This is a genomic window from Aliamphritea hakodatensis (genome assembly GCF_024347195.1).
GTDB classification, from domain to species: Bacteria; Pseudomonadota; Gammaproteobacteria; order Pseudomonadales; family Balneatricaceae; genus Amphritea; species Amphritea hakodatensis.
The window spans coordinates 2,817,416-2,832,518 of sequence record NZ_AP025281.1 but is presented as its reverse complement, the minus strand read 5'-3'; the positions used below and the strand labels follow the sequence as shown (position 1 = coordinate 2,832,518).

Sequence of the window (15,103 nt, the reverse complement as noted above, 5' to 3'; positions counted from 1 at the left end):
TGCCCGATACAATGTCCCGGACAGAAAATTGCGCTGTGATCTAAACGTAACCTTGTGAATATGATAATTTAGATTAGCTTCGTAACTTAATGATATTTATTAATAATATGTTTTATTTGAAAATAAATATTAAACGCATTTAGCCAGCTGTTATCATTTTTGGCTGGCACTATCTGTCCGGTATTATTGAATCGTGTTTTGAGTTTGCGCGCCAGGGATGGAACCGCGACGTTATGGTGATCCCTGATGAGTCTGAGCCTGTCCCTGCTGGCTGCAACAATCAAGCGACGTTTAAACTTTGCTTCTGTAACCCTGTTGGTGTGTTTTTCTGTCATCTGGTGGCAGGCATCTTACTGGTTTGAAACCTATCTGGTTGAAGAGCGCGGTCAGCAGTTTGACCAACAGGTCGACGGCTACGCACAGAATCTGGCAAATATTCTCAATAAACGCTTTGCGCTTCTGCAGGGCCTTACCTCCTACGTTGAAACCGACTTACTGTCTTCTGATGAGAGCCCAGAAGATTCAGGGCAGCGTCTTGATACCTTTATTAACGGCTTACTGACCTCATCAAAGGGCATCCGTAATTTTGCGGTGGCTCCGGATGGTGTTATCAGCAAGGTTATACCGCTGCAGGGCAACGAGTCTGCACTGGGGCATGATCTGCTCAGTGATACCCGACGGGCAAGCCGTCATGCGACGTTGCGGGCCATGCGTCAGTCTGACATTGCACTGACATCACCGATGCAGTTATTGCAGGGCGGTGACGGTGTTGTGGCCCGCCAGGCAGTGAACGTGGATGGTCATTTCTGGGGGCTGGTGTCGATGGCACTCGATATGGCCCCGCTGTTACAGGAGTCCGGATTGTTAAATCCGGAAACAGATTTGCAGATTGCTATCCGCGACACTCAGGGCGTCGTGTTTTACGGTGAAAGCGAGATGTTCACCAATGAGCGCCTGGTGCACAGTGTTGACCTGATTGATGGCCAGTGGGAGCTGGCTGCCGTGAGTTCTGCCAGAACTGATTCCCATATCCGTCAGTCCGTGATGATTTTTGAAAGTGTGCTGGCGGCTTTCTTCCTGCTGGTGACTGGCGTATTAACCCAGCAGCGGCGACAGTTCCGTGGGCAGTTATCTTTCGCCGATGACGACCGGGACGTGCAACCGGGGCGACCGGGGCCTCCAACCTGGGCAGCGCCGCTGCTGACGTTCAGTGCGCTGTTTATGGCAACCGTTGCCCTGTACTGGTTTATGCAGCGCAATGATACGGCCAGCGAACAGTTGGCGCTGAATAACACCGCGGCGACGCTGGAGCACGATATCCGCCGGCGTCTGAGTTCACATCAGGAATATTTTGAGTTGCTGGCGGAGCAGATCAGCCAGGGGCAGCTTTCAAAAACTTCCTATCAGCAACGGGTATCCCGCTATGTGTATGACCACCCAGGGCTGGTAAATGTGACCTGGGCGGATGCTGATTTCATTATCCGCGATACGGCACCTTATGAAGAGAACAAGCAGGTCGTCGGCCTGAAGCTCTTATTACCTGAGCCGAAACGGGCATCTTATGAGGCTTACGTTAGCCGTCAGCCGGTCTATACCAATCCGTTTGTGGTGATTCAGGGGCATCCGGCATTTGAACTCTACGTGCCAATTTTTACCGGCGAACGTTTCCTCGGGACGCTGGGGGCGGTATATAAAATTGAATATCTGCTGGATGGTCTGGTGCCCGAAGATGTGCGCAGCCGGTACAAGGTGGATTTTGTGGACCGGGAAGGTCAGGTGATTTATGGCGAAGCTGAGCATACGCCGTTAACCGGTCTGACCCGGGTACTGCCTATCAGCCAGCTGAATGAAGCGGTGTGGTTGCGCCTGAGTGCATATGATAACCGTCCTGAGCAAAGCAGCCGTCTGTTGCTGATTCTGTTGTTGTTACTGGCGACCGGTATCGGCATCAGCCTTTGGCTGCAGTACCGGGAAAGCCGCCTTAACTGGCGTCTGGGTGAGGATCTGCGGGAAAGTCAGCGGCATTTTCAGGCGATTGCTCAGTCTTCCCCGATGGCGATCATTATCAGTTGTCCCGAAGACGGCAGGATTGTGTACGGCAATGCCCAGGCAGAAAAGCTGTTCAGTTGTGCCATTGATACACTGCAGGGAAGTCAGCTTGAGGATTATTTTTCCAGTGTTGAGGATTATCGCCGGTTCTGTTCACTCATAAAGGAACAGCGGCATCTGGATAACTTCGAGCTGCTGATCGACAGACAGGACGCAGGAGAAAGGTTCTGGGCATCGTTGTCTTCTCAGGTGGCGTTATACGGCAGCCGTGATGCCATTATCACCAGTGTCATTGATCTGTCGGAACGTAAGAATCATGAAGACAAACTGTTTGAACAGGCTAATTATGATGCCCTGACCGGGCTGCCTAACCGGGGGCTTGCGTTTGATCGCCTGCAGGATGCGATGGCCCGGGCAAAGCGGCAAGGTACCCGGATAGCGCTGATGATGCTGGACCTGGATCACTTTAAAACTGTCAACGACAACCTCGGCCACAATGCCGGAGACCTGCTGCTTAAGGAAGTGTCCCGGCGCTTAACCGGCTGTGTCAGGGAAGGGGATACGGTTGCCCGGCTGGGGGGCGACGAATTTACGCTGATCCTGCCTGAGCTGAAAGAGGCAATGGAAGCAGAGCTGATCGCGGAAAAAATTATTAAGGCTTGTAGTGAGCCGGTGTTCATCCGGGGTCATGAGGTGGCGGTAAGTGCCAGTATTGGTATTACGGTATTTCCTGATGACGGTGAAGGCCAGGAAATGCTGCTGAAAAATGCCGATACCGCGATGTATAAATGCAAGGAAGACGGCCGTAACCATTTTCACTTTTATACTGAAGAAATGAACCGTCATGCGCAGGCACTGCTGCAGATGGAGCTGGAGCTGCGTAAGGCGTTGCAGCGTGAGGAGTTTGTGCTCCATTATCAGCCGCTTATCTGTACCAAAACCGGTCAGATTATGGGCGTGGAAGCGCTCCTGCGCTGGCACAACGAAACCCTCGGACATGTGACGCCTGATGTGTTTATCCCGCTGGCGGAAAGTATCGGTGTGATTAATGAGCTGGGGGAGTGGGTGTTGTATCAGGCCGCTTCCCGGATAAAAACCTGGCGGCAGCAGCCCGGTATGCCTCAGTACGTAGCGGTGAATGTTTCGGTGCAGCAGTTACGGCAGGGGCGTTTTGCCGAGCTGGTGGGTAAGGTGCTGCAGGAAGTTGATATTCCGCCGCAGGCGCTGGAGCTTGAAATCACTGAAACCGTCCTGCTGGACAACACTGAGCGTAATCACAGCATCCTGAATGTGATCGATGCAATGGGTGTACGGTTATCAATTGATGACTTTGGCACAGGCTATTCATCACTGAGTTATCTGGGGCGTTTTCCGTTTGATACCCTGAAAATCGACCGGTCGTTTATTAGCGATGTGGATGAGCGTGATGAGGCGGCGCAACTGACCAGTGCAATAATTTCCATGGCGGATATTCTGGGCCTGCGGGTGGTTGCGGAAGGGGTGGAAACCCAGAAGCAACTGGATTTTCTCGGTTCGCTGAGTTGTGACCTGACCCAGGGGTTCTATCTGGCCAGGCCCATGCCGGCGGCTGAGCTTGAAGCCTTTATTGCTGAATATTCGCCGGTCTGCAGTCAGGTTGTACCTGCCTGAACCGGGCGGCGCTGAACCGCCCGGTAACATACTGTCTTGGCGGTTAAGCGCTTTCTGACAGCGCAGCCATCCGCCAGGTCACGATATCTTCCACGCTCAGCACGGGCATGTTGTTCGCTTCGCCGAAGCGGACGATTTCCGGCAGTTTCGCCATGCTGCCGTCCGGATTTGTCAGCTCGCAAAGCACGCCGTAGGGTTCCAGTCCGGCCAGCTTCATCAAATCAATGGTGGCTTCGGTGTGTCCCCGGCGGGTCAGTACACCGCCTTCACGGGCCCGCAGCGGATAAACATGTCCGGGCCGGGCCAGATCTGACGGTACTGCGCGCTTTGCAATCGCCGCTTTTATGGTGGTGACACGGTCGGCAGCGGAGACGCCGGTGGTGACGCCTTTGCTGGCTTCAATGCTGACGGTAAAGGCGGTTCCGTACTGGCTGTTGTTGTCGGTGACCATCGGTGGTAGTTCCAGCTGACGGACCCGGTCTTCATCCAGGCACAGGCAGACAATGCCGCTGCATTCGCGGATCAGCATGGCCATCTGGGGCACGGTCAGGCTCTGAGCGGCAAAGATTATATCCCCTTCGTTTTCCCGGTCTTCATCGTCGACCACGAGTACGCCCTGTCCGTTCCGCAGGGTTTCAAGTGCCAGGCTGATGCGCTCAGCAGGGGTGCTTTCAGTAAATGGATTTGTAAAAATTTCAGACTGATTCATGGTTTTACCTAAATGCGTAATAGTTCCAGAATCAGGGCATAAGGAACGGCAGCAGGCATCTGCTGTTTGCACAGCAAGCTCCGCCATCAGATATGACATACATAGCTGCACTCAGCAGGTAACACACCGGCTGAAGCAGGGGATGTTGTTCATTCTCTTCCATCCGGACTCAGCAGTGTCTGACTGACAACACTGGCATTACCGTCGGCTCTGGATTGTTTCTGTGAAATCACCAGATCTGCTGACCCCGGCACTGATCATCACTGAGATTGTCAGCAATGCAGTTTGCCGGGCGCTCGCGGGCTTAAAAAGAGGATTGGTCTTTTATCACCGCCGGTGGGGAGTTGCACCCCGCCCTGAGAATTTCCCGGCTGTGCCGGGTGAGGGGATAGTCGGCTAAATTTAATCCGGAGTCTAGTGTTTTCAGTAGCCTTGTCGTTATTGAGCCTGTGCAGGCTTTTAACCTTTGCTGAGGCTTAAAAACCCCTGAAAATCCATGGGTTTAATTATGCGAAAGCAGGGGAGATACAGGTTTACCTGAATAGAATTGTAAAATATAATGCGAATAATTCTCGTTTGTAGTTAGTGCTTTGATGATCGGTATCATTTCCCTGGCAGTTCCGGCAAACGTTCAGCAGCAGTTAGTCAGATACCGGCGGAGTATCTGCTAAGGAGATCCGATTGAGCCAACAGATAATCGACCAGCTTTCAGTACACCTCCCGGACGGACAGGCGATCCGTTTAGGCCTGAGCCCGGATCGTCCGGAACGGGTCAAAGAGTATCTTGATGAAGCGGACAGGCTGGTTAGTCAGTTGCCGCGTCCGGTGCAGCGCCAGGCATATATACTTTGTTATCAGTTACTGCTGGAAACGATTTGCGATTGCTGTGTGCCGGTGCACTGGCGCCGGCTCTGTATGGATCATATCTACCGGCCGTTGCTTGCCCTCGGCCGGCTGGCCAGATCCCAACAGCAGCGGCAGGCCGTCAGGCGCTGCTATCGTGAAGTGTCAGTATTAAGTAATTATTTTCTGTAAGCCGTTCCGGGCCTTGAGGAGTCACTATGAAAACACGTATCGAAAAAGACAGTATGGGTAGCCTGGAAGTACCTGAAAACGCGTTGTATGGCGCGCAGACTCAGCGGGCGATTAACAACTTCCCGATCAGTGATGAGGCTATGCCACGGCCATTCATTGAAGCCCTGCTGCTGATTAAAAATGCCGCTGCCCAGGCGAATCAGGAGCTGGGCTGTATTTCTGCAGCGGTTGCCAATGCAATCAGTGACAGCTGTCAGTTGCTCAGCAGCGATCCGTTACTGATGGATCACTTTCCGGTAGATATTTTTCAGACCGGCTCAGCCACCAGTTCAAACATGAATGCCAACGAGGTGATTGCAACGCTGGCCAGCAGGGCGCTGGGGGATGAAGTCAATCCAAACGATCATGTGAACTTTGGCCAGAGCAGCAATGATGTGGTGCCCAGTGCGATTCATATCAGTGCAGCCTTACAGATACAGGATCAGCTGCTACCGGCGCTGGAGCATTTACAGGCCACAATTGAAACCAAAGCAACAGCGGTTGCCGGCTACTGTAAAACCGGCCGGACTCACCTGATGGATGCCATGCCGGTACGGATGGATCAGCAATTACTCGGCTGGGCAAGCCAGATCCGGCAGAATCGCGAGCACCTGGAAGCACTGTTACCTGCCTTGCAGCAACTGGCACAGGGCGGCACAGCGGTGGGGACCGGGGTGAATACCCATGAGCAGTTCGCTGCGCTGTTTGCGCAGCGTTTAAGCTCACTCACCGGCTACAGTTTTTCACCCTGTCATAACAGGTTTGCAGCCATCGGTTCGCAGGATACGGCGGTTGCGGTTTCAGGGCAGCTGAAAACAACAGCGGTCAGCATTATGAAGATCGCCAATGATTTGCGCTGGATGAATTCCGGGCCGCTGGCCGGTTTGGGCGAAATCTCGCTGGAGGCGCTACAACCGGGATCTTCCATTATGCCGGGCAAAGTGAATCCGGTGATTCCGGAGGCGGCAGCCATGGCTGCAGCACAGGTGATGGGTAACGACACGGCGATCAGTGTGGGTGGCCAGTCCGGTAATTTCGAACTGAATGTGATGTTACCGATGATTGCGGCAAACCTGCTGAAGAGCATTGGCTTACTGACCAGTACCAGCCGGCTGCTGGCGGATAAAGCAATCAGCAGTTTCAGTGTTAATGAAGCGAAATTAACTGAAGCACTGCACCGTAATCCTATCCTGGTGACGGCGCTGAATCCTGTTATCGGTTATGCCCGGGCGGCGGAAATCGCCAAGCAAGCTTACCGTGAAGGCCGTCCGATCCTGGATGTTGCGGTGGAGGGAACGGATCTTTCCCGTGAAGAATTGGCAGTTTTGCTGGACCCGCAGAAACTGACAGAAGGCGGATTATAGGCGGTGATATATGAGCAATCAGATACTCAAAATGAAACGCTGGCAGAAACAGGTTCAGGCGGGTAATGAGTGCTTCAATGCCCATCAGCTGTTTGCTGCAGTGGCGCATTACCAGTCTGCCAAACAGCTGGCCTGGCATTTATTCAGATATTGGGAAGACCCCGCTGAAGCCGTCGCGGTGGTGATCATCAGTTATCACAATCTGGCTGATCTGTACTTGCGGCGGTTGCAGCCCGAGATGGCCGGTAATGAACTTGACCGGGTGCATGACAGCCTGTTGCAGGAAATTGCAACAGAATCTGATTCGCCGCGGTATCAGGCGCTGTTATCGGGACTTCGGCGTACGTATCAGGCGTTGCTGGAATTTAATCAGCAACACCGCCCTGATCAGGTCGGGGCATTGCAGGACCGCTATGAAGCAGAGCTTCTGGCGGGGTAGCAATGTAACGAAATAACAAGGTTTCCGGAAACGGAATGACCACTGAGTGCAGGGTGGCGGCGTGGCTGCCGGTTTTGCACGCTTTACTATGATAGGAGTAAATAATGATCCACGGTATTTTTAAACAGCTTGACGCCATTTGTCAGTTTTCTGCAGCGCAAGCTCACTGCGACATTCCCTGCAAGATTTATGATCCGCAGATTGCCCAGATCGCTGCACTGAGTGTGATCCGTTTTATGGATCTGATTCAGGAACTGGCAGATAAAGACAGCCTGACACTGGCAGAGCAGGCTCAGCTTGGCCGCCTGATGCAGGAAAAAGAAACCCATGCTGCAAAGGTTAAGGAAGAGGTCCGGGTTATCTGGGGTGACTACTTCAAACAGCCGCAGTTTGATCAGTTCCCGAATACCAATGAACTGGTACACAGCATTATGCTGACCGGATCTGCCTGCAAGCAGAACATCAGCCGTGAACACGGTGAGAAGCTGCTGGCGCTGGTGAATGAGTTTGCGGCAAGTTTCTGGACGACCAAAGGCGTAGAGACCTTTACTGCTGAGTGCCCGTATCCGCCTGCGATGCAGGTGACCTATCCTAAGCTTGGCTGATTAGCCGGCCCTAAGCTTGGCTGAGCAGCCGGGTTAAGGGTTTCAGTTCCATTAATAAAGGCAGGGTTGCGTAATGATCAGTATTCACCGTGTGGATGGCCAGAGTATGCTGCCGGCGTATGCCGATGGCGACTATGTGCTCTGTATTAAGCCTCTGCCTTTAATGCCGCTGAAGAAAGGGGATGTTGTGGTGATTCAGCATCCCCGTTTAGGCCGGATCATTAAACGCGTCGCCAATCTCAGTACCGGTGACGATATGTGGCTCAGTGGTGATGGTCCGCAGAGTACCCCAAGCGAAGTAATGGGCTGGCAGCCCAGCCAAACCCTGGTTGGCCGTGTGGTGTGGCATATCGCCAGACACTCTGCTGTCACCGGCTGAATCTGAATTTTTAGTCCCGGTCCGGGGGCAGACTTGCTATGATGCTCTGGTTCTTATTTGCCTGAGTTGTTTAAAGCTATGTCTGATCTGTATCCCCGAAATCTTCATCCCGCTTATCACGCCCATGTCTATTTTGATGCCAGCACGCTGGCCTTTGCCACAGCATTGTGTGAACAGGCTGGTCAGGCGCTGAATGTTCAGGTTGGCAGGGTGCATGAACGTCTTGTCGGGCCGCATCCCTGCTGGAGCTGTCAACTGAGTTTTGTAGCGGCTGACTTCGATAACGTTGTGCCCTGGCTGGATCAACACCGCCAGGGTCTGAGCGTTCTGGTGCACGGTTTAACCGGTGACAATCTTAAAGATCACACTGACTATGCTTACTGGCTGGGGGATGCTGTGCCTCTGAATCTGGAAATGTTTCGCTAAAGCGCCGTTATCCAGCTGTCTCACTGGTGTTATGCGGTAGCCTGCTGTAAGCTTCGCGCCGGTTCTTTACTTCGGATATTGCCGGTTACATCAGACAAGAGTCTGCCGGTGAATCTCTCGCCATTACTTGCCAACCAAGAGAAACATTTTTTATGAGTTTTGCCGATCTGGGCTTATCGACGCCATTGCTTGATGCCGTTAGCGAACAGGGCTATTCAGAGCCTTCAGCGATACAGGCGGAAGCGATTCCAGCAGTTATCCATGGAAAGGATGTGATGGCTGCAGCCCAGACAGGGACCGGCAAAACCGCAGGCTTTACCCTGCCAATTCTTGAGCGTCTGAAAGACGGGCCGCGGGCGAAAGCCAATCAGGCCCGGGCGCTTATTCTGACACCAACCCGTGAGCTGGCCGCTCAGGTGGGTGAGAGTGTGGTTGATTACAGTAAATACCTGAAGCTGAGTTCTGCTGTGGTGTTTGGTGGTGTGAAAATTAACCCGCAAATGCAAAAGCTCTGCAAAGGCACCGATGTGCTGGTGGCAACACCGGGCCGCTTGCTGGATCTGTATAACCAGAATGCTGTGAAGTTTGATCATCTGGAAGTACTGGTGCTGGATGAAGCAGACCGGATGCTGGATATGGGATTTATCCATGATATCCGTAAAATCCTGCGATTGTTGCCGACGCGTCGCCAGAACCTGCTGTTTTCAGCCACGTTTTCAGATGAGATTCGCCAGCTTGCCAAAGGGCTGGTGAATGATCCTGTTGAAATTTCGGTGACGCCCCGTAATGCTGCGGCGACTAGCGTGAAGCAGTGGCTCAGCCCGGTAGATAAGAACCGTAAGGCGCCGTTGCTGATTAAGCTGATTAAAGATAATGACTGGCAGCAACTGATCGTGTTTACCCGTACCAAACACGGTGCGAACCGTCTGGCCAAACAGCTGGAAGCGAAGGGTATTACCGCGGCAGCCATTCACGGTAACAAGAGCCAGGGCGCGCGTACCCGTGCGCTGGCGAACTTTAAAGCCGGTGAGGTCCGTGCGCTGGTTGCAACAGATATCGCCGCCCGTGGTCTGGATATCGAACAGCTGCCACAGGTTGTGAATTACGACCTGCCTAATGTGGCGGAGGATTACGTACACCGTATCGGCAGAACCGGACGTGCAGGGGCCAGCGGTGAAGCAGTCTCTCTGGTCTGTGCTGAAGAGCTGGATCAGCTGACAGGTATTGAAAGCCTGACCGGTAAATTGATTGAGCGGGTGTCAGTAGAAGGTTTTGAACCGTCTGAGCCGTTACCGGAAAAACCTCTGAAAACACTGAAAAAGAAAAAGCCGAAAAAGCCGAAACCGCGGGCCGCGGGTGAACGCCAGTCCGGTGAGCATAAAGATGGTCAGCGCTCTGCGGATAATGCCCGGGGTCATAAGCCTGCCGGTAAGAATAAACGCCACCGCAGCGACAGCCAGGCCAAAGGGAATAGCCGGGGAGAATCCCGTTCCGGGCCAAACCGGGATGGCCAGGCGGCTGATCCGGCCAAACCGGCTAACCGACGCCGCCGTTCCGGGTCAAAACCCGCTGTAAACGGTAACCGGGCTGAGCAGGGGCAACCGTCAAATGCTAATGGCCAGTCCCGTGGTCCGGCAAAGGGTAACCAGCGCCGCAATGATCAGTCCGGTGCGCAGCGCCCGGCGGGTAATGCACCCCGTAAACGAGTAGCTTCCGGAAACCGGGCCGTTTAAACGCTCAAAAGGTGTAAGGGAGAAAGGTGAAAATGATGAAGATCGCCGTGTTTGCCGATGTGCAGAATCTCTACTACACCACCCGTCAGGCGTATAACCGCCAGTTCAATTACCGCAAGCTCTGGCAACGGCTGAGTGCCGAAGGGGAAATTGTACTGGCTAATGCTTATGCCATTCACCGTGGTGATGATAAGCAAATGGGGTTTCAGCAGGCGTTACGGCACATTGGTTTTGATGTGAAGCTGAAACCTTATATCCAGCGCAGCGATGGCACTGCCAAAGGTGACTGGGACGTAGGGATCACTATCGATATCATGCAGGCCGCCAGCGAAGTGGACCGGGTTGTCTTGCTGTCCGGTGACGGGGATTTTGATCTGCTCATGCAACATATTCAGCAACACCATGCAGTGGTGGCTGATGCTTACGGCGTGCCCGGCCTCACGGCTAACGCCCTGATAAACAGTGTAAACGCATTCTTTCCGATTGAAGATGAACTGTTACAGTAGCGGCGCTGACCGCCACTGCACTTTCCTGAAATTTACTCACCAGTCATAAATAAACTGAACTTTTTCAGTTGTCATAAGGCGCTATATCTCTATAATTGACGATTCGTCACTAAAGCTTCATGTGACTGACACATGTGCCCGGTAAGTTAAGTAAGTAAAGAGAATTGAATGAGTCCACGCCAGGTTGATGAACGTACCCTCCATGACCGCGAACAGCAGATGCTGGATGCGGCAGTCCTGCTGCTCGGTAAGATTGGGGTAGAAGGCCTGACCATGGATAAGCTGGTGAAGGAAGTGCCATTTTCCAAAGGTACGGTTTACAGCCATTTTACCGGTAAGGAAGACGTGCTTCTGGCGTTGTGTAACCGGGGAATGGGATTGCTGGGCGGATATTTTCGGCGGGCATATCTGTTTGAAGGCAGCACCCGGGAACGGATGCTGGCGCTGATGTTTGCATACCTTATTTATTCGCAGATTTATCCAATGCTGTTTATGTTGGTAGTCAGTGCCAAAGCTCCGGGGGTCATTGAAAAGGCTTCTGAAAAACGCCGTGATGAACATCATGAACTTGAACAAACACTGTTCGCCAGCGTTGGCGGTATTATTCAGGATGCCCTGGATAACGGTGACTGTAAGAATCCCAACGAACTGACCCTCGAGGAAATCGCCTATACCGGTTGGGCTTCTGCTTTTGGTGCGATCACCCTGATGGCGAAAGGTGTTGAGGATTGCGTCGTGCGGGGTGAGCTGTGTCCTCAGCAAGTGGTGATGACTTCGGTGCATACACATCTTGACGGCCTGCAGTGGCTTCCTTTGCTGCGGGATTACAATTTTGAACAGACAGTTGAACGTTTAAAGCGGGAAGATTTTGCAACTGAAGTACAGTTGCTGATGGCCCGTTGCGGTGGTTAACTGATTGATTTAAAAGCAATATAACAAAAACAGGCGCGGCAGAAATGCCGTTTTTTTAAACCTTTATAATGACGATTCGTCAAAAAGGCAGAGAAATGAAAGAAAAACTTTTCTCAACGGTGATTAAGCATCCTGTATGGGTGGCTTTACTGTCAATTCTGTTGATAGTGGGTGCTGCATACGGTGGTAAGAATCTGGTATTTAAGAGCGATTACAGGGTGTTTTTCAGTGAAGACAATCCGCAGTTACTCGCATATGAGGCCATGCAGAACATTTACAACAAGAGTGATAATGCTTCTTTTGTAATTGCTCCGGCTGATGGTGACGTGTTCACTCCGGAACGTTTGGAGATGATCCGTCAGATTACGGAAGATGCCTGGCAGATTCCGTATTCTACCCGGGTTGATTCGATTACTAACTTCCAGCATACCTGGGCGGAAGAAGACGACATGATAGTGGAAGACCTGGTGCTGGAGGGTGCTGTGCTGGATCAGGCGGCACTTGACCGGGTACGTCAGGTCGCGGTTAACGAACCACTGCTGTTAAATAACCAGATTTCCAAGACGGGTCACGTGGCGGTCGTGAACGTCACCGTACGCCTGCCGGGCATTGATCCGGTTACCGAAGTGCCGGAGGTTGTCACCAAGGTTCGCGAAATTCAGCAGAAGTATATGCAGGCGAACCCTGATATCAGCATTCAGCTGTCCGGCATCGTGATGATGAACAACAGCTTTGCCGAATCGTCTTTGCAGGATAATGCCACCCTTGTACCGGGCATGTTCCTGGTTGTGATTATCGCAATGGTACTGTTACTGCGCAGCTTCACCGGTACGCTATCAACAGTGCTGATTGTTGCGACCAGTATTGCCGGTGCAATGGGGCTGGCAGGCTGGGCCGGACTGTTCCTGACCGGCCCTTCAGCCAGTGCGCCAACGATGATTCTGACGCTGGCGGTGGCTGACTGTATTCATATTCTCAGTACCATGAAATATGAGATGCGTCTGGGTGTGGCAAAGCGTGAAGCGATTCTGGACAGCCTGCGGGTTAACTTCCAGCCGATTCTGCTGACCAGTGTGACCACCGCGATTGGTTTCATGAGCATGAACTTCTCTGACTCACCGCCGTTCCGTGACCTGGGTAACATTGTTGCTGTGGGCGTGATGCTGGCGTTTATCCTTTCCGTCACCCTGTTCCCGGCGTTGCTGATGATTCTGCCGGTGCGTGTGAAGGTGCGTAAGGAAGAAGAGCGGGATTCGATGCGTTCTCTGGCGGGGTTTGTTACCAATAACCGTCGCGTGCTGTTGCCGGTGATGACTGTGATCATGGCCAGCCTGATCGTGTTCCTGCCACAGAATAAACTGAACGATGACTTCGTGAAGTACTTTGATGAGTCGGTGCCTTTCCGTCAGGCAACGGACTTCATGCAGGATAACCTGTCCGGTATGACGCAGCTTGAAATCTCGCTGGGCAGTGGTGAGTCCAGTGGTATCAATGACCCTGCTTACCTGAAAGTGCTGGGTGAATTCAGTGCATGGCTGCGCGAACAGCCGGAAACAGATCACGTAAATACTTTATCTGATACGCTGATGCGTCTGAACAAGAACATGCACGCGGATGATGAAAGTTATTACCGTCTGCCGGATGACCGCGAGCTGTCGGCGCAGTACCTGTTGCTGTATGAAATGTCACTGCCATACGGGCTGGATCTGAATAATCAGCTTAACGTTGATAAGTCAGCGACGCGGATCATTGCCACCATGACCAATATGTCCAGTAATGAACTTATTCAGGTGGAAAGACGTATTCAGGGCTGGTTTATTGCCAATGCGCCGGATATTGAAGTGGAAGTGACCGGACCAAACCTGATGTTTGCGCATATTGGTCAGCGGAATATTCAGAGTATGCTGTCCGGTATTGCCATGGCACTGGTGCTGATTTCAATATTACTCGGCTTCGCGTTACGTTCCGTACGCTTTGGTCTGATCAGTCTGATTCCTAACCTGGCGCCGGCGGCAATGGGCTTTGGTGTCTGGTTCCTGATCGATGGTCAGGTGGGCCTTGGTCTGTCGGTTGTGGCCGGTATGACCCTGGGTATTGTGGTGGATGATACGGTTCATTTCCTGAGTAAGTATCTGCATGCCCGCCGTAATAAGCAGGCTGATCCTGAAGCCGCCGTTCGTTATGCCTTTGGCAGCGTTGGCCGGGCTTTATGGATTACCACCTTTGTACTGGTTGCCGGCTTCATGGTGCTGTCTTTATCAAGCTTCAAGCTGAATGCTGATATGGGCTTACTGACCGCGGTCACCATTCTGATCGCCCTGATTGTGGATTTCTTCTTCCTGCCGCCGTTGCTGATGAAGCTTGATGCTGGCCGGGTTGAAGCGCCGGTAGATGCTGCTGAAAAAGAATCTGAAACTGTAACTGCTACTGTGACTGCTGGAGAGCAACATGCAAGTAACTAAGTCTTTTAATTTTGTACTGGGCGCCGGCTTGCTGGCATCCGGGATGCTGATGAGTTCTCTGACGCTGGCTCAGACGGCTGAAGAGCGCGGCCTTGAAATATCCCAGGAAGCCAAGCAGCGTGACCTTGGCTGGGGTGATATGCAGGCTGAGATGCTGATGGTGTTGCGTAATAAGCAGGGTGAAGAAAGTGTCCGGGAAATCCGGATTAAAAACCTGGAAATTGACAACGACGGTGATAAAAGCCTGACGGTTTTCGATAAGCCCCGCGATGTGAAAGGCACAGCATTCCTGAGTTTCTCTCACCCGGTGGGTGCGGATGATCAGTGGCTGTATCTGCCGGCACTGAAGCGGGTTAAGCGTATTGCGTCCCGTAACAAGTCCGGTCCTTTCATGGGGTCTGAGTTTGCCTTTGAAGATCTGAGTTCGTTTGAGATTGAAAAGTACACCTATAAGTACCTGCGTGATGAGGCCTGTGGTCTGGGCCAGTGCTTCGTGGTTGAACAGTATCCGGTGGATAAAAACTCCGGTTACACCCGCCGTGTCGTGTGGCTGGATCAGGCAGAATACCGCACTGAAAAAGTCGAGTTTTATGACCGCAAAGACAGCCTGCTGAAAACCCTGACGTTCAACGGTTATCAGCAGTACCTGGGCCAGTACTGGCGTGCAGATCTTCAGACCATGGTTAATCACCAAAACGGCAAAGGCACCGATCTTGAGTGGTCCGGCTATAACTTCCGTACCGGTCTGAAAGATTCTGATTTTAATAAAAACACCCTGAAACGGGCGCGTTAACC

13 protein-coding genes and 1 riboswitch are annotated in these 15,103 nt (G+C 52.5%); of the genes, 12 read left to right on the top strand and 1 reads right to left on the bottom strand.

All coding sequences use genetic code 11. The features are described 5' to 3' along the window. Nucleotides 1-246 precede the first annotated feature (246 nt). Nucleotides 247-3,699, top strand: coding sequence for a bifunctional diguanylate cyclase/phosphodiesterase (locus PCI15_RS13085; RefSeq protein WP_271270400.1), 3,453 nt, complete (start codon nt 247-249; stop codon nt 3,697-3,699). Nucleotides 3,700-3,742: 43 nt separating this feature from the next. Here the strand turns inward: PCI15_RS13085 and ribB are convergent, their stop codons facing one another. Then, entirely contained in the window at nt 3,743-4,408 is a 666-nt protein-coding gene (gene ribB, locus PCI15_RS13080) for a 3,4-dihydroxy-2-butanone-4-phosphate synthase (protein ID WP_271270399.1), read from the bottom strand. 147 nt (nt 4,409-4,555) lie between these two features. After that, a riboswitch (FMN riboswitch) is annotated at nt 4,556-4,776 on the bottom strand. 313 nt (nt 4,777-5,089) lie between these two features. Here ribB and PCI15_RS13075 point away from each other — a divergent pair. The 11 genes from PCI15_RS13075 (at nt 5,090) to PCI15_RS13025 (ending at nt 15,101) form a co-directional block, all read left to right on the top strand. Next, nucleotides 5,090-5,443, top strand: a complete 354-nt coding sequence (locus PCI15_RS13075; protein WP_271270398.1) for a hypothetical protein — start codon at nt 5,090-5,092, stop codon at nt 5,441-5,443. 26 nt (nt 5,444-5,469) lie between these two features. Next, nucleotides 5,470-6,846, top strand: coding sequence for a class II fumarate hydratase (locus PCI15_RS13070; RefSeq protein WP_271270397.1), 1,377 nt, complete (start codon nt 5,470-5,472; stop codon nt 6,844-6,846). A gap of 10 nt (nt 6,847-6,856) precedes the next feature. Next, on the top strand, nt 6,857-7,285 hold the full coding sequence (locus tag PCI15_RS13065) for a DUF2753 family protein (protein WP_271270396.1): 429 nt from the start codon (nt 6,857-6,859) through the stop codon (nt 7,283-7,285). A gap of 104 nt (nt 7,286-7,389) precedes the next feature. Next, nucleotides 7,390-7,890, top strand: a complete 501-nt coding sequence (gene sodN / locus PCI15_RS13060) for a superoxide dismutase, Ni (RefSeq protein ID WP_271270395.1) — start codon at nt 7,390-7,392, stop codon at nt 7,888-7,890. Between the two features lie 73 nt (nt 7,891-7,963). Next, complete coding sequence (locus tag PCI15_RS13055; RefSeq protein WP_271270394.1) at nt 7,964-8,269, top strand: S24/S26 family peptidase; 306 nt, start codon at nt 7,964-7,966, stop codon at nt 8,267-8,269. Nucleotides 8,270-8,347: 78 nt separating this feature from the next. After that, nucleotides 8,348-8,695: a DOPA 4,5-dioxygenase family protein gene (locus PCI15_RS13050; RefSeq protein WP_271270393.1), complete on the top strand. Its 348-nt coding sequence runs from the start codon at nt 8,348-8,350 to the stop codon at nt 8,693-8,695. A gap of 152 nt (nt 8,696-8,847) precedes the next feature. Continuing rightward, nucleotides 8,848-10,428: a DEAD/DEAH box helicase gene (locus PCI15_RS13045; RefSeq protein WP_271270392.1), complete on the top strand. Its 1,581-nt coding sequence runs from the start codon at nt 8,848-8,850 to the stop codon at nt 10,426-10,428. 32 nt (nt 10,429-10,460) lie between these two features. After that, nucleotides 10,461-10,934 (top strand): LabA-like NYN domain-containing protein, encoded by a 474-nt coding sequence (locus PCI15_RS13040; RefSeq protein WP_271270391.1) that lies wholly within the window; start codon nt 10,461-10,463, stop codon nt 10,932-10,934. A 168-nt stretch (nt 10,935-11,102) separates the two neighbouring features. Further along, nucleotides 11,103-11,846: a TetR/AcrR family transcriptional regulator gene (locus PCI15_RS13035; protein ID WP_271270390.1), complete on the top strand. Its 744-nt coding sequence runs from the start codon at nt 11,103-11,105 to the stop codon at nt 11,844-11,846. 95 nt (nt 11,847-11,941) lie between these two features. After that, on the top strand, nt 11,942-14,308 hold the full coding sequence (locus PCI15_RS13030; protein ID WP_271270389.1) for an efflux RND transporter permease subunit: 2,367 nt from the start codon (nt 11,942-11,944) through the stop codon (nt 14,306-14,308). Further along, the gene (locus PCI15_RS13025) at nt 14,295-15,101 is read left to right on the top strand and encodes an outer membrane lipoprotein-sorting protein (protein ID WP_271270388.1); all 807 of its coding nucleotides are present in this window, start codon (nt 14,295-14,297) and stop codon (nt 15,099-15,101) included. Before PCI15_RS13030 ends, PCI15_RS13025 begins: the two co-directional genes overlap by 14 nt. The last annotated feature ends 2 nt before the right edge of the window (nt 15,102-15,103 follow it).

Excerpts from the sequence above, each read along its gene's own strand:
- PCI15_RS13040 (WP_271270391.1), top strand. The coding sequence starts at position 10,461 with ATGATGAAGATCGCCGTGTTTGCCGATGTGCAGAATCTCTACTACACC.
- PCI15_RS13050 (WP_271270393.1), top strand. The coding sequence starts at position 8,348 with ATGTCTGATCTGTATCCCCGAAATCTTCATCCCGCTTATCACGCCCAT.
- PCI15_RS13065 (WP_271270396.1), top strand. The coding sequence starts at position 6,857 with ATGAGCAATCAGATACTCAAAATGAAACGCTGGCAGAAACAGGTTCAG.
- PCI15_RS13070 (WP_271270397.1), top strand. The coding sequence starts at position 5,470 with ATGAAAACACGTATCGAAAAAGACAGTATGGGTAGCCTGGAAGTACCT.
- PCI15_RS13035 (WP_271270390.1), top strand. The coding sequence starts at position 11,103 with ATGAGTCCACGCCAGGTTGATGAACGTACCCTCCATGACCGCGAACAG.
- PCI15_RS13055 (WP_271270394.1), top strand. The coding sequence starts at position 7,964 with ATGATCAGTATTCACCGTGTGGATGGCCAGAGTATGCTGCCGGCGTAT.
- PCI15_RS13030 (WP_271270389.1), top strand. The coding sequence starts at position 11,942 with ATGAAAGAAAAACTTTTCTCAACGGTGATTAAGCATCCTGTATGGGTG.
- PCI15_RS13085 (WP_271270400.1), top strand. The coding sequence starts at position 247 with ATGAGTCTGAGCCTGTCCCTGCTGGCTGCAACAATCAAGCGACGTTTA.
- sodN (WP_271270395.1), top strand. The coding sequence starts at position 7,390 with ATGATCCACGGTATTTTTAAACAGCTTGACGCCATTTGTCAGTTTTCT.
- PCI15_RS13025 (WP_271270388.1), top strand. The coding sequence starts at position 14,295 with ATGCAAGTAACTAAGTCTTTTAATTTTGTACTGGGCGCCGGCTTGCTG.
- PCI15_RS13045 (WP_271270392.1), top strand. The coding sequence starts at position 8,848 with ATGAGTTTTGCCGATCTGGGCTTATCGACGCCATTGCTTGATGCCGTT.
- ribB (WP_271270399.1), bottom strand. The coding sequence starts at position 4,408 with ATGAATCAGTCTGAAATTTTTACAAATCCATTTACTGAAAGCACCCCT.